We start from the raw sequence: 23,601 nt of genomic DNA, 5'->3' as shown, positions 1-23,601 counted from the left end.
TGATGTAAAATAAACACGATCGAGTTATAAATCCTTGAAAAAATGCGAGAACTTTACCCGCCTAGACACCCTTATAACGAAGGAGAACTCAAAGTTTCTGACCTCCATACCATTCATTTTGAAGAATCTGGTAACCCAGAGGGAAAACCTATTGTATTGCTACACGGGGGACCAGGAGGTGGATGTCCGCCTTTTTATCGACAATATTTTGACCCGGAAAAGTGGCGTTTGGTGATGTTTGATCAACGCGGATGCGGTCAAAGTAAACCTCATGCAGAATTGCAAGAAAATACCACTTGGGATTTAGTCAACGATATTGAGAAACTTCGAGAATATTTAAATATTCATCAATGGGTTGTTTTTGGTGGTAGTTGGGGAAGCACTCTATCTTTAGCTTACAGTCAAACCCATCCCGACCGTTGCAAGGGTTTAATCTTGCGGGGCATTTTTATGTTGAGACAAAAAGAAATTCGCTGGTTTTATCAAGAAGGAGCAAGTTATATTTTCCCGGATGCTTGGGAGGAATATGTTAAACCTATCCCCATAAATGAAAGGGATGATCTGCTAACAGCTTATTACCAACGCTTGACGAGTCCAGACGATCAAATTAGATTAGAAGCGGCTCGTGCTTGGTCAATTTGGGAAGGGAGTACGAGTAGATTATTTCCAGATTTAGATTTAAAGCAAAGGTTTGGAATTGATGCTTTCGCGGAGGCGTTTGCCAGAATTGAGTGCCATTATTTTATCAATAAGGGATTTATCGATCCAGAAGATAAATTGCTTTTAAATATAGATCGCATCCGCAAGATTCCGGCGGTTATCGTTCAGGGAAGATATGATGTTGTTTGCCCGATGATGTCGGCGTGGGAACTGCATCGTGCTTGGCCTGAAGCTGAGTTCATTGTAGTTGCCGATGCCGGACATTCGATGAGCGAACCGGGAATTCGCACCTGTTTAATGGAGGCAACAGATAAGTTCGCAGACTGGTAGTCATCCAAATTGCTAATGGTTAATTGCTAATTTAAAATTAGTCCTATAAATATTTTCGGCGTGATGGTAATTTCTTGCTGAGTATTGGGCGATCGCTCAATTTTAAGGTCGATCAAAAATATAGAGACGCGATCGCCCGCGCCTCTATAATTACTAAAAGTTAAAATTCAACACCAAAGTTTGATCAAAACTTTGACTACATTCGGAACTGTTCTACTTCGGGAGTATAGCCGATCGGCAAAATGTAATCGAGATTCTCGTGGGGACGAGCAATTATGTGATACGATAGCAACTTTCCGCCATCGACCTTTTTAACTGATTCAATTCCAGCAGCAACGGCTGCTTGGACTTCAGAGATATCTCCTCGAACTATAATTGTCCAGTAAGCGCGGGTTATCTTTTCATAGCGAACTAAAGTAACTCGGGCTGCTTTCACCATTGAGTCTGCAACTTCTACGGCAGCGGGAAATCCTAAGACTTCAACCATTCCAACTGCAACACCCATTACAACATTCTCCTAAATTTCACAACATATCTGACACTCATTGTATGTGAAATTGTTGACAGAAATTGGTTCGGATGATTTTGGTAAGAATGAAGGACGATCGCCCAAAATTAAAAAAGCCCCTAAAAAGCCCCACAAGCTGTTGCGGCATTTAAATCCCACAGCAGGGGGCGCGCAGCAAAGCCTGCCACACAAGACTTTGAATCAAAACACCTGTGCAAATTAGATGCGCGACATCTTAGTTTCTCACCAGCGGCAAGTCGTATGACAAGCTCGCAGATCGATTTTCGGGACTTTGGACTCAACTAATCCAGCCGCGGCGCGACACAAAACTTTAGGCAACTCCCTCAGATCCCGGCTGTGGAGTCAATCTAAAATCTAAAATCTAAAATCTAAAATCGACTGAGTGATTCAAAACTCGTCTAGCAACCACTCCGAGGCTCTTTCACCCAAATCTAGGGGAACGCTGACAGCTTTGCCCAAGCGCGGGCGATCGCGAGTAGTTACGATAAATTCTCTCACCTGTGCCGTGCTGCCCCAGCCGTTGAGGTAATTGGCCACCGCATCCAAATGCTCGAAATAATCAGCCTCCGTCATCGGAAAAGATGCCTGTTCTAGATATTTCCACATAACTTGCACAAAAATCTTGCCCCGCGTCCGCCGCAATCTGATATCGTAAGACTTTCCCCATTTTTCTAGCAGTAGCTGGTGTAAATCCTTGCCCGTCATGGTTGCTCCTGAGTTAATCCATTAAACAATAAAAGACAAAGTTCAAAAAATGTAATAATACTCTAATAAAGGCTGGAAGGCGCATTCTTAAAAGGAATTTTCGCGGCCTAAAATTTGTGCGAGCAGATTAACGGCAATTATCCTCCTTCCTCTGCACGTACAGGTTCGCTAACAGCTAACAAACAAACGTAACTTAAAACCGTAAAGGCAGGTCATGGCTCAATCTTCTGCTGGAAATCCCGATGTCCCCGATATGGGGCGTCGCCAATTTATGAATTTGCTGACGTTCGGTACAGTCACAGGTGTTGCACTGGGCGCACTCTATCCCGTTGTCCAATATTTTGTTCCTCCGTCGAGTGGGGCAGTTGGCGGCGGAGTGACAGCTAAAGATGCCTTGGGCAACGACATCCTCGTTAGCGAATATTTGGCTTCGCACCCTGCGGGCGATCGCACTTTAGCCCAAGGTCTCAAAGGCGACCCCACTTATCTTGTGGTGGAAAATGACCAATCTCTCGCCGACTACGGCATCAATGCAGTTTGCACTCACTTGGGTTGCGTCGTGCCTTGGAATGTTAGCGAAAACAAGTTTATCTGTCCTTGCCACGGTTCTCAATACAACAATGAGGGCAAAGTGGTGCGCGGCCCAGCGCCTTTGTCTCTGGCCCTGGCCCACGCCACTGTCGCAGATGACAAGATCGCTTTTACCCCTTGGAAAGAAACTGATTTCCGCACCGGCGAAGCACCTTGGTGGTCTTAAATGATTTTGGATTTTAGATTTTAGATTTTAGATTGGGGATCGGCGGTGAAAATTACAGATAATTGCATCCCTAAAACAGTCTAATCATCCAAAATCCAAAATTCCAAATTCCAAATCTAAAATTCACGCATTGTCTGACCTTTGAGATTGAATACTCTGATGCCACAAACTAATTTATCTGCGATATTTCGCCGCAGTGCCAGGACGATCGCGAAAACAGCCTTAATTGCGATCGCAGCAGCAGGATTTTTCCTCACCAGCGACATCGCGCTTCCCCAAGCAGCATTTGCTTACCCATTCTGGGCCCAGCAAACCGCACCCGCTACTCCCCGCGAAGCAACAGGCCGCATTGTTTGCGCTAACTGTCACCTCGGTGCAAAAGTGACTGAAGTTGAAGTGCCGCAATCTGTTTTGCCTGACACAGTGTTTGAAGCTATTGTCAAGGTTCCCTACGATACTAACGTTCAACAAGTTGTCGGCGACGGCACCAAAGGCGGCTTGAATATCGGCGCAGTTGTGATGTTGCCCGAAGGTTTCAAGATTGCTCCCGCTGACAGAATTCCCGAAGAAATGAAGGAAAAAGTCGGCGATCTTTACTTCCAACCTTACAGCGAAACCCAAGAAAATATTGTTTTAGTGGGCCCGGTGCCGGGAGAACAGTACAAAGAATTGGTATTCCCCGTTTTGTCGCCGAATCCGGAAACTGACAAGTCGGTTCACTACGGCAAATACCAAATTTATGTCGGAGGCAACCGCGGTCGCGGTCAGGTTTATCCTACTGGCGAAAAGAGCAATAATAGTGTTTATAATGCTTCGGTAGCTGGCACCATTTCTAAGATTGCTCAACCTGAAGATGGCGGTTATCAAGTGACAATTCAACCTGCCGAAGGTGCAGCCGTTGTTGATACGATTCCCGCAGGCCCAGAACTGATTGTTACCGAAGGACAAACAGTTGCAGCAGGCGAACTTTTGACGAGCAATCCTAATGTGGGCGGCTTCGGTCAAAAAGACGTGGAGATTGTGCTGCAAAGTGCCGATCGAGTTAAAGGATTGATGGCTTTCGTGGCTTTGACCATGCTGGCTCAAATTATGCTGGTTCTCAAGAAGAAACAGGTCGAAAAAGTTCAAGCTGCTGAAATGAATTTCTAAGTGCGGCTGTAATTAGTTGGGTAAGGTACTCTGTGCACACCCAACTATTATGTAAGTAGGGCGGGTATTCCCCGCCTTATTGTTTAATAAATAACAAGTAAAATAATGTCAATTGATGAGAAAATAGTTGAAGTAGGCCCGCTGCAATGGTTTTATCGGGAAACAAATCCGGTTAACGAAACTGGTAAATTACCCGTACTGCTGCTGCACGGTTTGCCGTCCCAGAGTTTTACCTGGACTGTAATAATGCCGGATTTGGCTGCCCAGGGATTTAGATCGATCGCCCCAGATTGGGTGGGCTACGGGCGATCGACAAAACCAGACAAGCGCGACTTTGCCTATACTCCCGATGCTTTTGTTGACGCCCTCGCTGGCTTTATTCAAACTCTAGAATTAGACAGATTTTACCTCGTTGTCCAAGGATTTTTAGCTTCAGCAGGCATTCAATACGCTTTGCGAAATCCCGATAAAATTGAGCGTTTAGCTATCATCAATACACCAGTTTCAGCAGATATCAAGTTGCCTTGGAAAATGCAGCAGTTGGGACTGCCTTTTATTGGCGACATGATGACGCAAGACCCGCTTTTGGTTGACAGAACTCTCGAAGGCGGCAGCCGCCAGACGATATCAGACAAAGATTTAGATGTTTACCGCCGCCCGTTTTTGAAGAGTTCGGATGCCGGTCGATCGCTCATGAATACAGTCCGCAATATTCAATTGCCGCAGTCAATGGCAGAAATTGAATCCGGCTTGAAAGCCTGGACTAGACCAACTTTATTTGTGTGGGGTTTGACAGACCCTTGGCTGAGTGTTGAACCAGCTCAAAAGCTAGTCGGTTCCCTGCAAAATGCAGAGTTAGTCACACTGGAACAAGCGGGGCATTATCCTCAAGAACATTGGTCAGAAAAAGTTGGCGATGCTCTGATAACTTTTCTGCGCCGCCAGGAGGTAAAATAATATTTTGTACATAACTCTCGGTGCTAGGTCAGTGAACCAGCTCCTCGCCGAGCTGCATTCCCAGGCAGAGCCTGAGAACTAGAAATCTAAAATCTAAAATCTAAAATCGATATGACTCGTCCCCGTTCAATTTTTGCCTTGATGATGGCGTTTTTGATGGCATTTCTGGTTAGTTGCAGTAGTGTCGAAGCAAAAGTTCCAACGACTTACACAGCAGCCCAAATCCAGCAAATTCAGCGCTCTGTTCCTACCCTGACAGAGTTGCGATCGCGCATGGACAAATTGGGAACCCTAATTCAAAACCGAAATTGGGTTGATACCAGAACTTACATTCACGGGCCTCTCGGCGAATTGCGCAGCGCCATGAGAACCGTGTCTGGTAGTTTGTTGCCGAAAGCTCAAGAACAAGCTGTTGATTTGACTAAAAGTTTGTTTGCTGATTTGGTAGAGATTGACAACGCTGCTAAAGCGGCTGACTATGCGAAAATCACGGCTAGTTATCGAAAAGCCGTGAATGATTTCGATACCTTCTTACAGCTAATTCCTAAAGCCTAATAACTTTGGGTTTGTAGGGTGCGCACGGATCGCCAAGATAATGCACCAAGGTAGGGTGCGCACGGATCAGCGAGATAATTTGATCCGTGCGCACCCTACTAATCTTTAGTAGGGTACTCCGTGCGCACGGAGTATTGACAAGATAATGTGTTCCGTGTACACCCTACGAAAAACTACGAAAAACTTCTATAAAATCTAAAATCTAAAATCTAAAATCTAAAATTGAATGATTCGTGTTGCAATTATTGGTTGCGGTATTGTTGGGGCTTCGATCGCCTTTGAACTAAGTCAATTTCCCGAACTGAAAGTTACTGTGTTCGACAAACAGCCGCCGGCACAAGGTTCTACTGGCGCTGCCCTCGGTGTTTTGATGGGAGTTATCAGCCACAAAACTAAGGGCAGAAATTGGCAGTTGAGGGAAACCAGCCTTCAGCGGTACGAAACTTTGATTCCTGAATTGGAAGCAGTTACGGGGCGAAAAATTCCTTTTAACAAACAAGGAATTTTAATGCTTTGTTCGGAGGGAGAGGATTTAAGTAAGTGGGAAAAATTGATAGCAACTCGCGAGTCTCAAGGTTGGAAATTAGAAATTTGGGATGTGGAACGAGTGCGCGATCGCTGCCCTCATCTCTACTTAAACGATCGCATTATTGCTGCGATTTATTCGCCTCAAGACCGGCAAGTCGATCCGACGGCGCTAACTTTGGCTTTGGTTGATGCTGCTGAACGAAATGGGGCGACTTTTGAATTTGGGGTGGAAGTTGAAGGAATTACTCAGTTGAATTCTCAGGTGTCTCAGATTCAACTCCCATCTTCCATTACTGTCAATATGTCTAGTGGAACAGGCATCTTGCCTGTTATTGAAAATTTCGATCGACTAATTGTGTGCGCTGGTTTGGGTTCTGCTGCTGTGACTGCATCGTTAAATCAGTTGGTGGACATTCGCCCGGTGTTAGGACAAGCGCTGCATTTGCGATCGCCCAATCCTTTAGGAAACCCAGATTTTAGCCCGGTAATTACGTGCGATGACGTTCACATTGTGCCTTTGGATAATCAGGAATATTGGGTGGGGGCGACAGTTGAGTTTTCAGAAAATGGCGGGGAAATTCAGGCGAATGCTGATATGTTGGGGCAAGTGATGGCGAGGGCGATCGCACTTTGTCCGGGCTTAGCAGAAGCTGAAATCATCAGGAAATGGTCGGGATTGCGCCCGCGGCCGGAAGGGCGGCCGGCACCAATTATCGAGACGCTTCCCGGTAACGATCGCGTTTTCATCGCCAGCGGCCACTATCGCAACGGTGTTCTGCTGGCCCCTGCAACAGCGCGATCGATTCGAGAAATGATTTTGCAATAATTAACAAATGTTAATACAATCAAGATAGCGATTCATATCTTACATCAAAAAATGTCCGACAAACCTTTAGGTAAACCCCGGTCTTTGTGGCGAGTAATTTTGCTGTCTGCCGTCAGCTTGCTGCTATATTACGGATGGTACAAATGGATTATTCAAGAAGAATTGCGTCGCTATAACGGCAGCGGTTGGTCGGGAACCCTTTGCTTGCTGCCCTTTGTTTTAGGAGTAGCCGTTCCCCAGGCTTTGCGGATATTCGATCCTGACGTTCCCGGATGGTTTGGTTGGTTTTCCTTGCTCGGTATTGCTTGGATTTACATCGTGCAGTTCAAACTTTACAACACAGTTAACGAATTGTACCGCCAAGAAGGAATCAAAGAACCGCTAACAGTTTGGTGGATTTTTGTACCCGGTTTAAATTTAGTTGTCGGCTTGCGGCAAATTCATTTTTTGAGCCAGTTTTGGGCTAGAAAACAGGGAATTGAAGTTAAGGATAACTTAGCCGAAAGCATTCCTTTTCTGTCAGCTAACGCTTAAATAAATTAAGCTCCAATCGCTTGGCGCTGCGAGTAAATTTCTTCTATAAGCAGGTCACGCAGTTCATCCGCAATGTCCGTGGGAGGGTTGCCTGCGAGGGCGCGTCCAATCAGCCGTTCTGCTTCCCGGAGTTGGGCACACTCAATGGCAAGTACGGCGGCGCTCCGATGCAGTATAGAACGAGTAGGCTCAAAATCCCATTCGTTTGCTACTAAATCCGCTGCCGCCCGTTCTTTCGCAAAGGCGGCTCTGGTGAGTGCAGTCACTTGGTCGATATCACCGCACTGACGGGCCAGAACAGCTCTATCGACCAGTTCCATTGCTTCGTGGTGAAGGGCTTCTACGGTCTGCATTTTTTGACGATCCGTGCTTTGGGAGTACCGAACTCAATTACAGATACATAGCCAGGAGCTACGTCATCTGAAGGGCGGATTTGTTCTAATTTTATGTTAACTCTGGCTTGAATAATGCTGTCAGAACCTTTACGAATCCCGGAGACTTCTAAGCGGGCTTTACGCTGAAATAGCGTGCCTGGATCTTCGAGCGAACCAAGCCAAAAGTCAAAACCTAACCCTTTACCTTTGACAGAGCGTTCGATGATGGTGAGTCCAGTGAGGTGAGGCAGGATCAACGCTGCGATACCGTAGGCTCCATATTCAGTGGCAACTTCCCGATCGGCATTGAAGCGACGGATGGTATCATCGATCGCATCCCATTGAATTTGGATTTCACAGGGTTGAATCCCCTCGATTGTCAGCTTCACAGGGATAGAGTGTCCTCCATCGTCGAGGCAAACGGCGGCGGCATCTGCACAGATGGCTCCGAAGGTAAGTGACCAGCCTGGACGTTCGGGCTTGTTGTCGCGCAGGTCATTGAGGGAGAGAATTTTAATCGGGTTAAGGTTGGTCATCACAGGAGATGGCATGGCGATCGCATCTCCAGAATCTTACAGCATATAGTCTTCAGTCATTTTGTTCTTTGAGCGGGTTCACCCGAATTTATGGTTGAAAACCAAAGTATTGGTAAACCCGCCCTTACCGAGCGAATCTTCACCAGAACCTATTCGACAAATCCGCCAAAATGAGTTTTAGTTCCGGTTCATTAACCCGCTTAATTGCTTTAGGAATACTTACCCACTGCCGCTTTCTCTTGCTAGCTTCCGGCCAAATTTCCAGAACTGCTTGCACTTGCATTAAAAATACCCCTACCAGCCAAGTACACCCGGACTTTTGATACTCGTAAGTTCCAAGCAAATCCGGGAACACTTTACCCAACAAACCTGCTTCTTCCCAAGCTTCCTTGGCGGCGGAATCTTGGGGAGTCATGTCAGATTCAATTAATCCTTTGGGAATAACCCAGCGCTTGCTAGCCGAAGAAGTAATCAGCATTACTTCAATTTCTCCGTCTTCAATACGATAGGGAATTACCCCGGATTGTTCTACCAATACAGCGGTTCTTATACTCATGATTTCTGCAATATTTCTGGGTGCAAAAGCTGCTGCTAGTTCATCAAAGGTTTACAACTAAAAAATAAAAATCGCCTCCAGATTCTAAATAATTCCCCAGTTGAGACAACAAAGTCGAGAATAGAGATAGTTGGCTTTTCCCCTCTGTGGAAAATAGGAAATTCCCCTGCACTCCCACTGAACAATAATATTATTATAATAACCGGGCGCAATCCTCTACCGACAAGCAGATAAAAGCCGATCGACAATATCTGCCTTTAGCTGCGCCGGTATGCGGTTTTACGTCTAATCTTTCTTCGCCTTAGCCTCCAAATTTTCCATCCGACTCTTCAAATCTTGATTCTCCTTTTTCACCTGGTCTAATTCCTCCCGCAACTGCTTTACCGCTGCATCAGAACCAGCATTTTTCTGCACTCTTTGCACAGCTTCATCAGCCATGCGGCGGACGCGGCCGTCGGGAGTTTGGTCAGCTAAAGAACCCAAAATGCGAATTGCTTTGCGAGTTTGCATTTGTCCTAATCCCGCTACTACAGAGACTTGAGTCAAGAAAAACGTCTCTTTAGATAATTCTGCCAATCGCTGCAAAATCCGTTCTAAATTGACCTTCGTTTGACCAGTCGAAATTGTGCCCAAAGAGCGAATTGCAGCCAAGCGCAAAGCTTGCGGAGTACCCGCAGCAGTGTATTTCAAAATTAGATTCAGCGCATCTTCAGAAGTTTTCATCTGTGCCAAACCGACGATCGCACCCGATCGCACGATCTCATTCCACCCCTGACGTTCTTTCAGCACGAATTTTAGCTCTTTCAGTACCTGTTCGTCGGTCGGTTTTTCGTCGGGGTTAGCTGCTGATATTCCGCCAATAGCACTCGCTGCGGCTGCTTCTACGTAATAGCTGGCGTCGCCTTTTTCTAAGATCGATCTTAGCGCTTTATAAGTTTCGTGAGTTTTGATTTTACTCAGCGCCGCCACCACAGCACGGCGAACGCGAGCATCTTTATCTCTCAAACCAGTTACTAAACCTTCAAAAGCTTGGTCAAGTTTAATTTCTACTAACTCACTGGCAACTTCCGCCCGCACAGCCCAGAACGGCTCTTTCTTGAGAACTTCTGACAGCGTTTTCACCGCTTCCAGTCCTCCCTTTTTCGCCAAAGCGTGAGCAGCGTAAATCCGAGAAACCGGGTCGGGATCGAATTGCAACTGAGCTTTTAGTTCCGCAACTCCATATTCTAAAACAACTGTTTTTAAGTATTTATTCCCGACATCAAAACTGATAAATGCAGGCTTCTCTTCTAGGGAAAAATAGAAGCTTTGCTCGCGTTCGTAGACTCGCACTGTAAAAGTTTTTAGGTTCGGGGTTGAAGGTGCAGAACTGTCCTCGTATGCCTCTTTTTCCGGCTTGTAACCGAAGCCTATCGGAATTTTCAGATCGAATAGATCTTTGCTGTTGCCGTTCCCGTTGCCATTTTTGCTGTCTTTTACCTGAGTTTGTGTTACAGTCACTTTTGCTAATTTGCTGTCGCCATCCCAGGAATAAGCAACTTTGTAATCTGGATGACCGCCGCGATAAACGTACTGGTCAAACAAAAACATGAGATTGCGACCGGTAGCCTTTTCTATCGCCCTCAGCAAATCGATCGTTTCTACAGTTTTGTGAGCGTTATCCCGCACAAAAGTGTGAATGGCTTTGTAAAATAATTCGTCGCCCAACTCGGCGCGAATCATGTGATAAACGCAAGCGCCTTTTTCGTACAAATGGCGATCGTACAACTCGATTGCTTCGCGGTAAACGTGAGTAACGATCGGGCGGCGGTAGCGGGAACTATCTTCAGCTAAATAATTGCGGGCTTCATTTAACATATAGTAAGCCGCGTCTTCTTTGCCATATTCTTTGTCAGTCCACAGCACCTCGGAATAAGAAGCCATGCCTTCTTTCAGCCAAGCGTGAGACCAATGTTTAATTACTACTAAATCGCCGAACCACTGGTGAGCTAATTCGTGGGCGACTAAGCTTTCAGTACCTCGATTGTCGAGGGTGGCGCGTTCGTCTAGCAAGCACCTATCTGTTAGCAAAGTTGTCGAAGTATTTTCCATACCGCCAAAGATGAAATCATCGACGCAGACTTGAGCGTATTTGGGAAAAGGGTAAGGATAGCCAAATGCTTCAGAGAAGAATTCAATCATTTGAGGCGTTTTGCCCATGCTGCGCCTAGCGTCTGCTTCGCGGCTTTTTTCAACGTAATAATTAACTGGTTTGCCGTTCCATTCGTCTTTGATTTCGGCGAAATCTCCGACTGCTAACGTCATTAAATACGTCGGGTGTACCTGGGTTTGCGACCAGTGATAAATCTTATCGTCGCCGTCGTTTTTTGTGCTAATTAATTCCCCGTTGGAGATGGCAAAAAATTGTCTGGGAACTTGCACTCTAATTTCGGAAGTTGCCAACTGTCCGGGATAGTCGAAACAGGGAAACCAGAAGCGGGAATCTTCGTCTTCGCCTTGAGTCCAAACTTGTGTTGGTTTGTCTGGATAATTTTTGTCGGGACCGACGAAATAGAGACCGCGTTGGGGTTTTTCGACCCAGTATTCGATCGCAATAGTAATTGGTTGGTAAGCTTCTGTTGGTTCGTGCAGTTGAATTTGCAGCACTTCGCCGTCGCTGTCGAAATTTTGCTTGGTTTCGCCAACTTTTACCGATTCAATGTTCAGGTTTACAGCATCTAAGGTTAATTTGTCAATGCCGCTGCGGACTGGATTGATGCGGATGCTGCAAGTGCCGCGAAAGCTTTGTTTGGGAATATTCAGCACTAAGTCGAGGAAAATATGCTCTACTTGACCGGGGCGATCTGGATTGTAATGCGGTCGAGCACCCGGCATCTCGAAGGATTTGTGACCGTTTTCAGAATCAAAGTAAGTATTTGACATTGTGATGGCAAAGTTGTGAATCGATCGGCGATCGCTGGCAGCGCAGATCCGGCTGAATTGCCAGCTTATTATAGAGTAGCGCGTCCTAGTTGCTGTTGTCGCTAACTTGTTAAAAACTGGGTCGATCGTTGCCGGGATGGAAAATATGATTTTTTCGCTACAATATCAGCAAGGCTAATGTCTGCAATCATCAGCCTGCAATTGAAATAGAGAGGGAAATCTGCATGACAGCTACACTATCAGTTCCCAGTTCGCTCGAATCTTGGCTGGGCGACGAAGCCGAAGACTTGCTCACCCATCAAGCGAAAGTTTCTAAAGATTTGTTGCACCTGCCGGGCCCGGATTGGGTCGATCGCATTTTTGCTCAAACCGATCGATCTCCCCAAGTTTTGCGATCGCTTCAGCAACTCTATTCTAGCGGACGCTTGGCAAATACCGGCTATTTATCTATCCTGCCGGTAGACCAAGGAATCGAACACTCGGCGGCCGCTTCTTTTGCACCGAATCCCATCTATTTTGACAGCGAAAACATCATCAAACTAGCAATTTCGGCAGGCTGCAATGCTGTCGCGACAACGCTAGGAGTTTTGGGAAGCGTATCTCGCAAATACGCGCACAAAATCCCTTTTATTGTCAAGCTCAATCACAACGAATTGCTGACTTATCCCAATCAATACGACCAAATAATGTTTGCTTCTGTCGAGCAAGCTTGGAATTTAGGAGCAGTTGCAGTGGGAGCAACAATTTATTTTGGTTCCCCGGAATCGACGCGGCAAATCCAAGAAGTCAGTCAAGCTTTTGCACACGCTCACGAATACGGAATGGCGACAATTTTGTGGTGCTACCTCCGCAACGATATTTTTAAACAAGACAAAGATTATCACGTTGCAGCAGATTTGACCGGGCAAGCAAATCACTTAGGAGTGACAATTCAAGCTGATATTATCAAGCAGAAGTTACCCGAGTGCAATAACGGTTACGAAGCTGTTGCTAAAGCTAGCGGTCACAGTTACGGCAAAACCGACAAGCGCGTTTATTCGGATTTGACAACGGATCACCCGATCGATCTAACTCGGTATCAATTGCTCAACTGTTATGCGGGAAGGATGGGTTTAATTAACTCCGGCGGTGCTTCCGGTAAAAGCGATTTTGCTGAAGCAATTCGCACGGCGGTAATCAACAAACGCGCTGGTGGCTGCGGCTTAATTTCCGGTCGCAAAACTTTTCAGCGTCCTTTTGAAGAAGGTGTAAAATTGTTCAACGCAATCCAAGACGTTTATTTGTCGCCAGAAATCTCGATCGCCTAAAAAATCATAGTGCAGAGATTTGCCTCAATATCACAACCTAAACGTAGGGTGCGCACCGCGCACCTTACCTGATTAAAATTCCTTAATATAAGTTGCAACTTAGCTGTAATATTAATACTAGCTGAACACATATAGAGACACAGTATTTAATTTTAAAATGCCCCACAGCGTTGTTTTAAACCTGCTGCCAGTTGCACCAATTCCATCTCAGTTTTTAACGGGACGGCATCTCCACGCTTTATTTTTGAACCTTGTGAGTGCTGTAGACAGCGATTTGAGTGCGTACCTGCACGATCAATCTCATGAAAAAGCTTTCACTTTAAGCCCTTTTCAAGTAAGCAGAAAAGAGGCTTGCAAAAGCCGCACGCCGCAGCCACAAAAGAGAGTTTTGCCTCCTGCTTCCCGCACAATTTCGCAGGCTGTACAGTGGGATTACAAGCAAGCTATTCAGGAAAATACGCCGATTTGGTGGCGAATTTCTCTGCTGGATGACGGTTTGTTCGATCGCCTAACTCAACTTTGGCAGCAACTCAATTTCGATCGCCCTTGGCATCTTGGCCCGACAAATATATACATTACTAATATTTTGAGCGAACCGCAATCAAACCAGCCGTGGGTCAACTTTTGTACTTACGCCGAATTGTTCGATAGAGCTTCGGAAACTGAGCGCCAAATTGCTTTTACTTTTTGCACTCCTACTAATTTTAGGCAAGGTGTGTACGATAGTGCTATGCCCACTCGTGAGAGTATTTTTGGCAGTTTAGTTAATCGCTGGAACAAGTACAGCCGGATTGCGATCGAACCTACTTTCACCGAAGCTATTTTCCCCAGTTTCTTCGATATCCGAACAGAAGTTAGTACGGATTCTCGAAGTAAATTTATTGGCTGCGTCGGCGATATTAGTTACCGAATTATGGGAGATCTAGCTCCTACTACTATCAAGCAAATTAACACTTTAGCAGATTTTGCGCTTTACAGCGGAGTCGGGCGAAAGACGCCGATGGGAATGGGAATGACACGCAGGTTGCAGGATTTTTAATCATTTACTTTTAGGCTGAATTTCGCTGACGATTTCATAAACATCAGTGTCTGGAATTTTGGCAAACAAAGGCGTCATCTGTTTCAATATTTCCTGATAAGCTTGGCTTTGATTTGCGGCCATCTCTTCTACGCTTTCCCAAAAAATGATGGCAATACCTTTGTCTGTATTGGGCAATTGCAGCAGGTATGCTCCCTTAAAACCTGTAGCATAAGTTGCAACAGCTTTTTCAAAAAGTTCTTCTGCTTCTTTAAATTTTCCTGGTTTAAATTCGCCAATGGCAACGTAAGCAAACTGATGTCTGAGAAAGTCTAGAAATTCTGACATATCCTTTTCCTCAACAAATCGCGATACAGCAAGGTATATTTTACCCGATCGCCAGAAATTTGTGAAATTCACAGTTTGTAGTTTCGCGCTCAGCTCATCGGCGGATTTATTAATTACACGTAGCTGCGATCGCAACTCAAATAGAAGCTTTTTGAGTTGGCCGGCTGCAATCTCTATTAAATAAACTGTTGAAACCAAGATTTTAAGCCTTCACAATGCTAGGTACGCCGGAGCGATTTCGAGCGCTAGTACAAAAGGTAAAGCTGGTGATAGATCGAATAAGCGTGCGTAGTTGCGATCGCAGGCTTTGAAGTAAAAAGTAGCCCGTAAAAAGTGGATTTTTGCAATAACCCTATTGAAGTTCTTAATACTCAAATGCCAGAATCATAACATACAAATATAAACAAAGTAAAGAGGAAAGTAAAACAAATGAAAAAAATATTAGTCATAGAAGACGACGACTTAATCCGAGAAACCGTATTAGAACTTCTGAAATCGCGAGGTTTTGAAGCTGTCGGCGCCGAAAACGGAGAAGTCGGTATCGAGTTAGCTGCCCAAATTCCCGATTTAATTTTGTCTGATGTCATGATGCCCGAAGTAGACGGTTTAGAAGTTTTCGCGGTTTTGCGATCGCAACCTGCAACCGCCAGCATTCCGTTTATTTTTATGACTGGTTCAGAAATGGAAGGGGTTCTAGAACTCAAAGCAGACGGCTATATCAAGAAACCTTGCAGCGCCGCAAAAATACTCGGGGCGATCGCCGCTCAACTAGAAAAACCGACAATTACCAACCCACAACATCAAAAAATACAGGACAATTTTGCACCATCAAATCTCAGCTTGCGGGGCTGGAATCAAAAATTTCGATTTGAGATTGCGTGGCTTTGCTCGCAATAACACGCACAGTAACGTTATTGATACACAAGTTGAGGGAATTTCAAACTGCTTCCAGCCAGAGGTGGCTTAGACTGGGTATGTTGAATTTGGTTAAAAATTTATGAACGCACAACCCAAAGGCCGCCTAGTTTGGAATCACTCTACCCACCTTCCCGGTTTGATACCAATTTTAGAGCGCCTCACCCTAAAAATGGGCATTCAAACCGTTACTCCAGGCGTCATCAACAAAGTTAAAGGACACATCCCCCGCATGACATTAAGAGTGTCAGTACCGATCCGCGGGGGATTTAAAATCATCGCCAGACAGGGCAAAACCGTACAAGAAGTCTTTATATTAACCACTCTCAGTCAAGGGGACTTGGAAGAGACGATCGCCCAAACCCTAGCCAAGTGACAATTTTTGCTTAGCAAGCAAAGCCCTAGCCCTAACTGAAGCTGTTTCATCGGTTTGGGCGATTTCCTCAAGCCTCGCCGAAACTTCCGCTAACCAATCGGGTTTAACAGCCGCAGCACCCGCCAAAGCTTGCAAACCCCCCGCTGCTGCGTAGCGAACCACCCATTCAGGGTCTCGGGACGCTTGCTGCAGCGTTTTCACCGCGCGAAGTTGAGCATCTGCAATTTGTTCTGCCGGCATCAGTTCCCAACAAATCGTCCCCAAACCCCTAGCCGCCGCCCGCCGCACGCTCAAAGCAAAGTCATTCGCCGCTGCATCGAGCAAAATCTCCAAACCCCTGGGGTCGCCAATTCCCGCCAAAGCCCGAACAGCCCAAGCTCTCGCCCCGTAATTGTAGCCGTCAAGCTGTTCTAGAAGCGGCAGCACCGCAGCTTCTCCGAGTTGAATCAGCCCGTCAACGGCGGCAACAGCAGCGCCTGGGTTGTTGTAACCGAGCACTGTAATTAAGGTAGGAATTGCTTGTTGTGAGGAAGCCGCCGCTAGTGCTTTGACTGAGTTTAACAAGCCCTCGGAAGAATCTGCTTGTTCGACAGCCTGAATTAGTTCTAATGCCATTTATTTGTAAGCTTTACCGTGACCATTTTAATTGTAAGTTGGGTCGATCGCGCGATCGAACTTTTTGCACCCTCACCCACCAACATTCTCATCAAAATAGGTAGGGAAACAGCACTGCTGTTTCCTGAAATGTGCTGTCTCCTGAATGTACGGCAGACAATTGAGAATCGCTACAGCAATCCTATTTGAGCTGTGAACTAATTTTTTTTAAAGTAAACTATCCATTAAATCCATAACGCGGATAGCATCATCTGATAAAGATAGGGATGCTTGTTGATTGAGGTGATGCTCCAAAACTCCTTTGAGCGCAATCAATTTCATGCTATTTTCTGCTAAAGTTTCAGAAATAGCTTGCGCTCCGGGCAAATAGCCGATCGCCCCCAAGTCCATCAAAGCCGATCGCCTCAACTGCAAATTATCCCCATTCAAAGCGCTTACCAACCGCTCTCCGTAAATCCGCTCACCAGTTAACTGATACATCGCCCGCGCCGCAGCGTACTGCACCCGCTCCACAGAATGTTCTAAAAAAGGTGAAATTAGCGGTATTGCTTCTGTCGCTTGCAGCGTTCCCAAAGCTTCAATTACCGAGTCGTAAGGTTGCACGAGGTGCGATTTTCCTGGCACTCGGACGGCCACAGCTACGCTCCCATCCAATAGCTTGATTAGCGGCCCAATAGAATCGCGATCGCCCAGCATTTCTAGAGCTTGAGCCGCCGCTTCCCGCACGTAATAATCGGCGCATTCTAAACAGCGAATCAGGGCCGGCAAGGCTTGTTTGTCGCCCAATTTACCCAGTGCCCGCGCCGCATTTCGCAATAGGGAATAGTCGCCGATTTTTGTTTGTTCTGATTCTTCTTGCAATGCGGCAATTAAAGCTGCAATAGCTGCCGGTTCCTTGACTCGAAATCTGCCAATCCACCAAGCAGCATAATACCGGAGACTGTAATCTTGGGAGTGCAAATTTGCGATCGCCTGTTCCACAGTTAAAGACTCGCCCTCAGCTACACCCGCCGGCGGTGAGTCGGATTCGTAATAATCCATAGTCATTAGTTATTAGTTATTAGTTATTCGGCGATTAAATCGCTGTTATACAGACAAAACCTGCAAGGCAAGGGTTGGGGAAACTCGGCGATTAAAATCGCTAGTAAACAGACAAAACCCGCCTGCGCGGGTTGCATTAACTCTTAGTCCGCTTAGAGTGGACTTTGTTTGTGTAGCAGCGATTTCAATCGCCCGTTCTAGCTTGTGTAGGAGCGATTTTAATCGCCCGTTCTAGCTTGTGTAGGAGCGATTTTAATCGCCCCTGCAACCAAACTATTGACCATCGCCCGATGATTCATGCGATGATTCATGCGATGATTCTGCACCCGCACTCCAAGGATGAATGCTGACAATTTTCCCGCCCATGCGAGTAATCCGCTGCATTTCTTGATTCATCCGATTGTAAGGCACGTTGATAAATGTACTCGCGCTCGATCTAATCGAATAATCCACATTATTTGTTTCATCGCTTTGGCGCAAGCCCACAACTTCATACCGAAAGCAGCGACCAGCAGAAGCTGTATTGCCACTTTTTCCAGCTACAATTTGACCCAACATAAGCTTTTTGGTAATTGGTAATTCTGACTGTTGACTGTTGAATGTTGACTGTTGACTGTTGACTAAAAGCTAGTAACTGCCAACTGCCAACTGCCAACTGCCAACTGCCAACTGACTAAATTGGAGTAATGCTGGCGATTTTCGCGCCCATGCGTTGAAATTTCTGCATTTGCGAGGACAACTCCTCAACAGGTACGATGAAAGCTTTGCTGCTGCGGCGCACGCTGGGATAGCCACCCGTGCGAATGCCCGAAACTTCCACGCGCACCAGCCGCCCTTCTTTGCCGTAAGCTGCCGCGCCGCCGAAAGTGCTGCTGGGAGTTACGTTTCTGGCAGAAGGCCGATATGCCCAACCTTCGTTACCGCCAGAAGGCCCAACTACAGCCGTAGCGGTGTTAGTGCCGAGTTCGACAGCTAAGCGAGAGTTATTGCCTTCTAGTTGAGATGTATCGCTGTTTGCATAGCCGCGATACAGCCGGAACATCCGGGTAAAACCGACGGTTTTTTGCCCCCGCTGGGTGTTAAAGCCGCGGTAGTAAGGCACGATACTTTCGCCGAAGTTTTCTTGATACTCTACTGAATCGATGTAAGAATCAATATCAGCGTCGTAGCCTTTTGTTTGGTACAAATCTAAGTGCTCAATTACTTCAGATTCGTCGTAGGTAGCGCGACCGAGCAAGTGTTTGTAGTTTAGTTCGATCGTCCGAGTTTGGAAACTGTTGTAGAAAAACTTGGTTTTGTACAGTTCTGACTTAGCTACAGCGCGTACAAATTCTCGTACACTCAAACTGCCGTCCCGCAGCAAAGACTCGGAACTTATAAGTCGCTCGGATTTCATTAAATAGTCGTTGCCCAGCACCTGACGGTAAACGGCACGAATCACCGCTTCAACGTCGTCTTTGGTGTAGTTCGGACGCAGTTCTACCTTCGGCGCATCGCTCAATGCGGATGTTCCCAGTCTGGACGCTGCTGTTGTAATCGCCACCAGATTTTCTCCTAAATTAATGACAAAAGTTTAAAGCTTTGTTGCACTTGAGATTTTTAGGACTAAGGCTAATATGTCTCAAAGTAGGGCGCGCACTGCGCGCCTGCTCAAAGTAGGGTGCGCACTGCGCACCTTACCTATACACATAAAATTGAAGAATTTTTTAGCCTTAGTCCTAATTTGCTAAAGACGTTTCAAAAAAACGTCAATACACAAACTTTAAGCTGTGGTAATACTTACCACTTTGCCGCCACGTTTGTTGATTTGCTGCAAGCGGCCCGAAAGTTGCTCGTAAGGCACGAGGTATTCGGTAGTAGTCCGCCGCACTTGGGGCGAAAAATTAGCCGAACCTTGCATTGCGGTGACTCGGTAGAGTTGGTCGCGAGAACCGCCGGACGTGCCGCCAAGGGCTTTTCCGGTGGAGGCCGTGTATATCGGCGAAGCCATATTTCTCGCTACTTCCCAAGTCAGCCGGGCTTGGGTTTGGTTTTGCGATCGATCGCTAGAAGCAAAACCCCGGTACAGTTGAAACATCCGGTTAAAACCGACGGTTTTTTGACCTCTTTGAGTCGCAAAACCCCGATAGTAAGGCACTACACTTTCGCCAAAATTTTCTTGATACTCAACGGAGTCAATGTAAGAATTGATTTCAGCTTCGTAGCCTTCTGCATTGTACAAATCAACGTGGAAAGCAATTTCCGACTCGTCGTAAGGAGCGCGGCCCAACAAATGCTTGTAATTAAGCTCAATTAACCGCGTTTGCGAGTTCGGATAAAAAAACTTTTTCCGATAGGTTTCGGAATGTGCAATTGACCGCACAAAATCTTTAACTGAAATCTGCCCTTGCAGCAGCAGAGATTCAGCACTGGTAAGTCGTTCGCTCGACATTAAATACTCGTTGCCGAAAACTTGGCTGTAAGCAGCGCGAATTACTGCTTTCGCATCGTCTTGCGTCCAGTGGGGGCGCAGTTCTACCCGTCCCGCTTCTTCAAATGCTTTTATTCCCAACCGTTCTGCTGCACCTAATCCCGCCATCTTTGCTTCTCCCTTTTTTGGTTTAAAAACTGAAAACTGCTTAAAAAAGTATTTGCAAAACTAGGCTTCGATCGCAGATGCCCGGAATTGTAAACAACCGCTAACACTTAAGCTAACAGCAGCTTACAATCCCGGGCATCACGCAAATCTAGCTCAGGGCGTTGATTGCGTAGTCGATGTAGGAAGTCGCTTCAGTTGCAGCGTCGCCACTCAGACCGTGGTTGGCTTTGATGTACTTGAGAGCTTCAACGTACCAGCTAGGAGACAATTCAAATGTCCGGTTGATTTCGTCAACACCTGCAATCAGGTACTCGTCCATCGGACCGGTGCCGCCTGCAACTAAGCAGTAGGTTACCATCCGCAGGTAGTAGCCGATGTCGCGAGCGCACTTGGCTTTACCGGTTGGGGTAGAAGCGTAGTTCGGGCCTTGCATTTGTTGCGTGTACGGGAATTTGTTGTACACAGCTTGAGCTGCACCGTCGATCAAGCGCTGAGAGTTGGCGGTCAACGCTTTAGCTGCTTCCAAACCTGCTGCTGCTTGGCGGAAACGGCCGAAGGCGACTTGCAGTTCTGTGCTGCTCAGGAAACGGCCTTGAGAATCGGCTGCGGTTACTGCTTCAGTCAAAGGGGTTTTCATTGTTCTGGTTTCTCCCTAATGTTGTGTTGTTTTTGTACAAAAATGATTGTTTGCAAAAATGCGATGCTCGCTTCTTTACAAGAAATGTTCGCTTGGCTATTTTTAGCCGACTGCATTGGCAGCGCGGTCGAAGTAGCTGCCGATTTCAGACATCAGCGAGCTGCAATCACCACGGGTAACGCCGTTGGGGTCGTTAGCGATCGCGATTGCTGCTTCTTTCATTTTTTGCACGCCGGCTGCAACCGAGCCACCTGGAACTCCCAGAGCTTGGTATGTTTCGCGCAGACCGTTCAAGCAGCGGTCGTCCAAAACGCTGGCGTCGCCTGCAAATGTTGCGTAGGTAACGTAGCGCAAGATGATTTCCATATCGCGCAAGCAAGCTGCCATGCGGCGGTTGGTGTACGCATTGCCACCAGGAGCGATCAGTTGAGGCTGTTCGGCGAACAAGGTGCGAGCTGCATTGGCCACGATGGTGGATGCGCTGCCGGTGATGCGGTTTACTGCGTCAATCCGCTTGTTGGCGTCGGAAACCATGCTGCTGAGAGCATCGAGTTGACCCTGAGCTAGAAATTCGCCCCGAGCGTCAGATTGGGAAACCACTTTTGTAAATGCGTCAAACATGAAAGAACTCTCCTACTTGAGTTAATTGAGTTTGGTTGCGGTATAAAACCGTTAAGTTAAATTTGTTCAGGCTACGAGTGCCTGTAAGGGTTGAAATTGGATGCCAGCTAATCTGCTGCTTCCATCGAGTTCTCCCTTTCCGCTACCTGCACTATTGTTACATCGTAACGGACGTTTAAGAAACCTTAGAATTTTTTACATCTTTTATGAGATGCGACAAACCTTGTCAATCAGTGTTTTGTTAACTTTGGCCTGTCGTTTCAACCCTCTGATAATCTTTATACAACGCTCGCCCGCCTTTGTTTATTACAAATTATTACAGAAACTTATCTCTCTAAGAATGTAAACATCTCCGGGGCAACTGCGGGCAAATCTCCTTCTGAGGGTAGATGCGCGAGGGTACCTCTAAACAAAGAGTTTGCTTCTATCGCCCTGCAGTGGGGGTGGAACCGCCCGGAACCGTCCCGTGGCCCGATCGCCTTTGTGGGCTTTCTCTGGAAAAGCCCAATTGTTAAGAAGTATTAAGTAAATTAAAGTTTTGGTAAAAGAAGGCTGGGGGAATAGGGAAAAAACCAAAAATTCTGCCCAATGTCAGGAGGGCTGCAGAATTCGGTGTGGGCAAAATCCAAAAGATTGTGAACCCCCTCGCCACAGCCTCAGCTTTTGCCGGAAATATCAGCATTTAGTGACCAAACTCAGCGGTTGCAAGTTGAAAGACCCGGCCCGGTCTTTCATAACGCGGAGATTCTCTTGTATCATGGGGAGTCCTTGGACTTGAGCCAAGACCAAGCATCTACTCTGTGCCCGCAGCGGTTGCAAAAAAACTTTCTTCATCTATCTGTTATATGTTCTGCTTCCCACAGAATAGTCCCACGCAAGCGTGTGGCAAGCTGAGCATTGTAGAGGGTGAGAAAACCAACATAGGCGAGCGAGATTTGTTACCGCAGCGCCATTTTTCTGTTAACAACGGGAATAGATGGGTTCGGATACGAGCGTTTGATTAAGTTTTTTTTCAGGTAGGTTTTGACCTGCGGCGCACGCTGGCATCCCCGGACTAAAATCACTCTTGCTCTCGGCTTCTTTTCTGTTTAATAGTCGAAGGAATTGCTAATTTTTAGTATTGACATCCTCCCCGGCGTGAACGCACGGGGATTCCAAGAATCACTTCTTGGGCTTCCTCTTTCCACGACTCGGCTTACATTGAGGAGTTACCTCACCAATGCAGAGGTCGATGTCTTCAGAGGCGTTTAACGTTCCCGTGTGCCCCACGGTACGGAGTGCTAACTCAAGTATGTTAATTGCCGCATTCCAGTCTCGTAACAGTACAAAACCACAATGATGACAGCGATGTGTTCTTTGACTCAAAGACTTCTTGATGACTTCCCCACATTTGGAGCAGTTTTGAGAAGTGTAGTGCGGTGGTACCGCAACCGTTACCACACCAAACACATTGCCAAAATATTCTAACCACTTACGGAAAGCCGACCACGCAGCATCAGATATAGACTTTGACAGCTTTCTGTTTCTAACCGTGTTACGCACCTGCAAGTCCTCATAGGCAACCAAGTCGTTAGACTGGATGACGCATCTTGCTAACTTCACGGCAAAATCTTTACGCTGCCTACTTACCTTGAGGTGCTTTCGACTCAGGCGATTTCTCGCTTTGGCTCTGTTTTTCGACTCTTTGGTCGTGCGAGAAAGTTTACGACTAAGACGCTTGAGCGCTTTCTCGGACTTTCTCAGATGACGGGGGTTCTCGATTGTCTGACCGTCCGAATCGGTGTAGAAGTGAGTCAATCCCACATCAAGTCCAACAGTCTTACCCGTTGGCTTTCTCTTCTCTACCCGTTCTTGGTCAAGGCAAAACTGAACGTAGTACCCATCAGCTCTACGAACAACACGCACTCGCTTAATCTGCTTCAACTGGTAGAAGTGCAGGTCACGAGTTCCCCACATCTTGAAGCTTCCTGCTTCAAACCCATCAGTGAAGGTGATAGTTCCTCTATCGAACGACAACTTGTTGAAGTCGAGTGGGAAGTCGCCTTCCCACCCTCTCCTACAATTAGAGTCGATGCCTGTGTTACCACAGGACACCTCTCCTTCAGAACGCGGACGTGCAGCTTTCACTGCATCCGGCTCCTAGTCTGACACCTAGTAAGTCGGGTTTAACCCGCTGTTCGGACTCTCACCTGACCATGAACGGTCTGATGCTGGTGACATTCACGAT

At 46.6% G+C, this 23,601-nt stretch carries 26 protein-coding genes and 1 pseudogene; 12 read left to right on the top strand and 15 right to left on the bottom strand.

The features are described from left to right. The first annotated feature begins 42 nt into the window (after window positions 1-42). Window positions 43-990, top strand: coding sequence for a prolyl aminopeptidase (pip, locus tag QUA54_RS03490; protein WP_333197470.1), 948 nt, complete (start codon window positions 43-45; stop codon window positions 988-990). A 196-nt stretch (window positions 991-1,186) separates the two neighbouring features. Here pip and QUA54_RS03485 read toward each other — a convergent pair whose 3' ends face one another. Then, complete coding sequence (locus QUA54_RS03485; RefSeq protein ID WP_106149684.1) at window positions 1,187-1,495, bottom strand: carbon dioxide-concentrating mechanism protein CcmK; 309 nt, start codon at window positions 1,493-1,495, stop codon at window positions 1,187-1,189. A gap of 411 nt (window positions 1,496-1,906) precedes the next feature. Next, window positions 1,907-2,224 (bottom strand): DUF3067 family protein, encoded by a 318-nt coding sequence (locus QUA54_RS03480; RefSeq protein ID WP_333189762.1) that lies wholly within the window; start codon window positions 2,222-2,224, stop codon window positions 1,907-1,909. A 214-nt stretch (window positions 2,225-2,438) separates the two neighbouring features. On the opposite strand from QUA54_RS03480, the gene petC reads away from it, so the two are divergent. The 6 genes from petC to QUA54_RS03450 all read left to right on the top strand — a co-directional run bounded on the left by petC (window position 2,439) and on the right by QUA54_RS03450 (window position 7,530). After that, window positions 2,439-2,981, top strand: coding sequence for a cytochrome b6-f complex iron-sulfur subunit (gene petC, locus QUA54_RS03475; RefSeq protein ID WP_333189761.1), 543 nt, complete (start codon window positions 2,439-2,441; stop codon window positions 2,979-2,981). A gap of 159 nt (window positions 2,982-3,140) precedes the next feature. Continuing rightward, window positions 3,141-4,130 carry a cytochrome f gene (gene petA, locus QUA54_RS03470; RefSeq protein ID WP_333197472.1) on the top strand — a complete coding sequence of 330 codons (990 nt, stop codon included), beginning with the start codon at window positions 3,141-3,143 and terminating at the stop codon, window positions 4,128-4,130. Window positions 4,131-4,235: 105 nt separating this feature from the next. Beyond that, entirely contained in the window at window positions 4,236-5,087 is an 852-nt protein-coding gene (locus tag QUA54_RS03465) for an alpha/beta fold hydrolase (RefSeq protein ID WP_333197473.1), read from the top strand. 111 nt (window positions 5,088-5,198) lie between these two features. Next, window positions 5,199-5,642, top strand: coding sequence for a photosystem II protein PsbQ (gene psbQ / locus QUA54_RS03460; RefSeq protein ID WP_333413278.1), 444 nt, complete (start codon window positions 5,199-5,201; stop codon window positions 5,640-5,642). 226 nt (window positions 5,643-5,868) lie between these two features. Then, window positions 5,869-6,996, top strand: coding sequence for an FAD-dependent oxidoreductase (locus QUA54_RS03455; RefSeq protein WP_333413276.1), 1,128 nt, complete (start codon window positions 5,869-5,871; stop codon window positions 6,994-6,996). A 51-nt stretch (window positions 6,997-7,047) separates the two neighbouring features. Then, window positions 7,048-7,530: a hypothetical protein gene (locus tag QUA54_RS03450; protein ID WP_333124331.1), complete on the top strand. Its 483-nt coding sequence runs from the start codon at window positions 7,048-7,050 to the stop codon at window positions 7,528-7,530. 5 nt (window positions 7,531-7,535) lie between these two features. Here QUA54_RS03450 and QUA54_RS03445 read toward each other — a convergent pair whose 3' ends face one another. The 4 genes from QUA54_RS03445 to QUA54_RS03430 form a co-directional block, all read right to left on the bottom strand. Then, a complete protein-coding gene (locus QUA54_RS03445) occupies window positions 7,536-7,883 on the bottom strand; it encodes a hypothetical protein (protein ID WP_332957936.1) in 348 nt (115 codons plus the stop codon). Further along, the gene (locus tag QUA54_RS03440) at window positions 7,871-8,455 is read right to left on the bottom strand and encodes a hypothetical protein (protein ID WP_333413274.1); all 585 of its coding nucleotides are present in this window, start codon (window positions 8,453-8,455) and stop codon (window positions 7,871-7,873) included. Before QUA54_RS03440 ends, QUA54_RS03445 begins: the two co-directional genes overlap by 13 nt. A gap of 124 nt (window positions 8,456-8,579) precedes the next feature. Further along, window positions 8,580-8,996 carry an NUDIX hydrolase gene (locus tag QUA54_RS03435; protein ID WP_333413272.1) on the bottom strand — a complete coding sequence of 139 codons (417 nt, stop codon included), beginning with the start codon at window positions 8,994-8,996 and terminating at the stop codon, window positions 8,580-8,582. 285 nt (window positions 8,997-9,281) lie between these two features. Beyond that, window positions 9,282-11,918 carry a M1 family metallopeptidase gene (locus tag QUA54_RS03430; protein WP_333413270.1) on the bottom strand — a complete coding sequence of 879 codons (2,637 nt, stop codon included), beginning with the start codon at window positions 11,916-11,918 and terminating at the stop codon, window positions 9,282-9,284. Window positions 11,919-12,142: 224 nt separating this feature from the next. Here QUA54_RS03430 and QUA54_RS03425 point away from each other — a divergent pair, with 224 nt between their 5' ends. Together QUA54_RS03425 and cas6 are read left to right on the top strand one after the other, a co-directional pair. Further along, the gene (locus QUA54_RS03425; RefSeq protein ID WP_333202041.1) at window positions 12,143-13,225 is read left to right on the top strand and encodes a class I fructose-bisphosphate aldolase; all 1,083 of its coding nucleotides are present in this window, start codon (window positions 12,143-12,145) and stop codon (window positions 13,223-13,225) included. Between the two features lie 157 nt (window positions 13,226-13,382). Next, window positions 13,383-14,264: a CRISPR-associated endoribonuclease Cas6 gene (gene cas6 / locus QUA54_RS03420; RefSeq protein WP_333413268.1), complete on the top strand. Its 882-nt coding sequence runs from the start codon at window positions 13,383-13,385 to the stop codon at window positions 14,262-14,264. Here the strand turns inward: cas6 and QUA54_RS03415 are convergent, their stop codons facing one another. Beyond that, the gene (locus tag QUA54_RS03415) at window positions 14,265-14,591 is read right to left on the bottom strand and encodes an antibiotic biosynthesis monooxygenase (RefSeq protein WP_172185429.1); all 327 of its coding nucleotides are present in this window, start codon (window positions 14,589-14,591) and stop codon (window positions 14,265-14,267) included. It abuts the gene before it with no gap. A 429-nt stretch (window positions 14,592-15,020) separates the two neighbouring features. Here QUA54_RS03415 and QUA54_RS03410 point away from each other — a divergent pair, with 429 nt between their 5' ends. Continuing rightward, window positions 15,021-15,488, top strand: coding sequence for a response regulator (locus QUA54_RS03410; RefSeq protein WP_333413266.1), 468 nt, complete (start codon window positions 15,021-15,023; stop codon window positions 15,486-15,488). Window positions 15,489-15,588: 100 nt separating this feature from the next. After that, complete coding sequence (locus tag QUA54_RS03405) at window positions 15,589-15,882, top strand: DUF2103 domain-containing protein (protein ID WP_015175787.1); 294 nt, start codon at window positions 15,589-15,591, stop codon at window positions 15,880-15,882. Here QUA54_RS03405 and QUA54_RS03400 read toward each other — a convergent pair. Continuing rightward, entirely contained in the window at window positions 15,871-16,497 is a 627-nt protein-coding gene (locus QUA54_RS03400) for a HEAT repeat domain-containing protein (protein ID WP_333189741.1), read from the bottom strand. The genes QUA54_RS03405 and QUA54_RS03400 overlap by 12 nt on opposite strands. An 18-nt stretch (window positions 16,498-16,515) precedes the next feature. Between QUA54_RS03400 and QUA54_RS03395 the strand changes: the two genes are divergently transcribed. Further along, window positions 16,516-16,686, top strand: a complete 171-nt coding sequence (locus tag QUA54_RS03395) for a hypothetical protein (protein ID WP_333413263.1) — start codon at window positions 16,516-16,518, stop codon at window positions 16,684-16,686. Window positions 16,687-16,704: 18 nt separating this feature from the next. Here the strand turns inward: QUA54_RS03395 and QUA54_RS03390 are convergent, their stop codons facing one another. The 7 genes and pseudogenes from QUA54_RS03390 to QUA54_RS03360 all read right to left on the bottom strand — a co-directional run. Next, window positions 16,705-17,544: a HEAT repeat domain-containing protein gene (locus tag QUA54_RS03390; protein ID WP_333413262.1), complete on the bottom strand. Its 840-nt coding sequence runs from the start codon at window positions 17,542-17,544 to the stop codon at window positions 16,705-16,707. Between the two features lie 267 nt (window positions 17,545-17,811). Further along, window positions 17,812-18,096, bottom strand: coding sequence for a phycobilisome linker polypeptide (locus tag QUA54_RS03385; protein ID WP_333413260.1), 285 nt, complete (start codon window positions 18,094-18,096; stop codon window positions 17,812-17,814). Between the two features lie 115 nt (window positions 18,097-18,211). After that, window positions 18,212-19,081, bottom strand: coding sequence for a phycobilisome linker polypeptide (locus QUA54_RS03380; RefSeq protein ID WP_333202056.1), 870 nt, complete (start codon window positions 19,079-19,081; stop codon window positions 18,212-18,214). Between the two features lie 219 nt (window positions 19,082-19,300). After that, window positions 19,301-20,116: a phycobilisome linker polypeptide gene (locus QUA54_RS03375; RefSeq protein WP_333189735.1), complete on the bottom strand. Its 816-nt coding sequence runs from the start codon at window positions 20,114-20,116 to the stop codon at window positions 19,301-19,303. Between the two features lie 148 nt (window positions 20,117-20,264). Next, window positions 20,265-20,753 (bottom strand): phycocyanin subunit alpha, encoded by a 489-nt coding sequence (gene cpcA / locus QUA54_RS03370; protein ID WP_172185445.1) that lies wholly within the window; start codon window positions 20,751-20,753, stop codon window positions 20,265-20,267. 102 nt (window positions 20,754-20,855) lie between these two features. Next, the gene (locus QUA54_RS03365) at window positions 20,856-21,374 is read right to left on the bottom strand and encodes a phycocyanin subunit beta (RefSeq protein WP_015175794.1); all 519 of its coding nucleotides are present in this window, start codon (window positions 21,372-21,374) and stop codon (window positions 20,856-20,858) included. A 1,161-nt stretch (window positions 21,375-22,535) separates the two neighbouring features. Continuing rightward, window positions 22,536-23,393: pseudogene (locus QUA54_RS03360) on the bottom strand (RNA-guided endonuclease InsQ/TnpB family protein); the annotation flags it as partial. Between the last annotated feature and the right edge of the window lie 208 nt (window positions 23,394-23,601).

It is taken from the genome of Microcoleus sp. MOSTC5, assembly GCF_036701825.1.
Lineage (GTDB): Bacteria > Cyanobacteriota > Cyanobacteriia > Cyanobacteriales > Microcoleaceae > Microcoleus > Microcoleus asticus.
The sequence above is the reverse complement of the archived record's forward strand: the minus strand, read 5'-3'. Positions and strand labels throughout refer to the sequence as shown.

Coding starts and splice junctions, on each gene's coding strand:
- pip (WP_333197470.1), top strand. CDS start 43: ATGCGAGAACTTTACCCGCCTAGACACCCTTATAACGAAGGAGAACTC.
- QUA54_RS03485 (WP_106149684.1), bottom strand. CDS start 1,495: ATGGGTGTTGCAGTTGGAATGGTTGAAGTCTTAGGATTTCCCGCTGCC.
- QUA54_RS03480 (WP_333189762.1), bottom strand. CDS start 2,224: ATGACGGGCAAGGATTTACACCAGCTACTGCTAGAAAAATGGGGAAAG.
- petC (WP_333189761.1), top strand. CDS start 2,439: ATGGCTCAATCTTCTGCTGGAAATCCCGATGTCCCCGATATGGGGCGT.
- petA (WP_333197472.1), top strand. CDS start 3,141: ATGCCACAAACTAATTTATCTGCGATATTTCGCCGCAGTGCCAGGACG.
- QUA54_RS03465 (WP_333197473.1), top strand. CDS start 4,236: ATGTCAATTGATGAGAAAATAGTTGAAGTAGGCCCGCTGCAATGGTTT.
- psbQ (WP_333413278.1), top strand. CDS start 5,199: ATGACTCGTCCCCGTTCAATTTTTGCCTTGATGATGGCGTTTTTGATG.
- QUA54_RS03455 (WP_333413276.1), top strand. CDS start 5,869: ATGATTCGTGTTGCAATTATTGGTTGCGGTATTGTTGGGGCTTCGATC.
- QUA54_RS03450 (WP_333124331.1), top strand. CDS start 7,048: ATGTCCGACAAACCTTTAGGTAAACCCCGGTCTTTGTGGCGAGTAATT.
- QUA54_RS03445 (WP_332957936.1), bottom strand. CDS start 7,883: ATGCAGACCGTAGAAGCCCTTCACCACGAAGCAATGGAACTGGTCGAT.
- QUA54_RS03440 (WP_333413274.1), bottom strand. CDS start 8,455: ATGCCATCTCCTGTGATGACCAACCTTAACCCGATTAAAATTCTCTCC.
- QUA54_RS03435 (WP_333413272.1), bottom strand. CDS start 8,996: ATGAGTATAAGAACCGCTGTATTGGTAGAACAATCCGGGGTAATTCCC.
- QUA54_RS03430 (WP_333413270.1), bottom strand. CDS start 11,918: ATGTCAAATACTTACTTTGATTCTGAAAACGGTCACAAATCCTTCGAG.
- QUA54_RS03425 (WP_333202041.1), top strand. CDS start 12,143: ATGACAGCTACACTATCAGTTCCCAGTTCGCTCGAATCTTGGCTGGGC.
- cas6 (WP_333413268.1), top strand. CDS start 13,383: ATGCCCCACAGCGTTGTTTTAAACCTGCTGCCAGTTGCACCAATTCCA.
- QUA54_RS03415 (WP_172185429.1), bottom strand. CDS start 14,591: ATGTCAGAATTTCTAGACTTTCTCAGACATCAGTTTGCTTACGTTGCC.
- QUA54_RS03410 (WP_333413266.1), top strand. CDS start 15,021: ATGAAAAAAATATTAGTCATAGAAGACGACGACTTAATCCGAGAAACC.
- QUA54_RS03405 (WP_015175787.1), top strand. CDS start 15,589: ATGAACGCACAACCCAAAGGCCGCCTAGTTTGGAATCACTCTACCCAC.
- QUA54_RS03400 (WP_333189741.1), bottom strand. CDS start 16,497: ATGGCATTAGAACTAATTCAGGCTGTCGAACAAGCAGATTCTTCCGAG.
- QUA54_RS03390 (WP_333413262.1), bottom strand. CDS start 17,544: ATGACTATGGATTATTACGAATCCGACTCACCGCCGGCGGGTGTAGCT.
- QUA54_RS03385 (WP_333413260.1), bottom strand. CDS start 18,096: ATGTTGGGTCAAATTGTAGCTGGAAAAAGTGGCAATACAGCTTCTGCT.
- QUA54_RS03375 (WP_333189735.1), bottom strand. CDS start 20,116: ATGGCGGGATTAGGTGCAGCAGAACGGTTGGGAATAAAAGCATTTGAA.
- cpcA (WP_172185445.1), bottom strand. CDS start 20,753: ATGAAAACCCCTTTGACTGAAGCAGTAACCGCAGCCGATTCTCAAGGC.
- QUA54_RS03365 (WP_015175794.1), bottom strand. CDS start 21,374: ATGTTTGACGCATTTACAAAAGTGGTTTCCCAATCTGACGCTCGGGGC.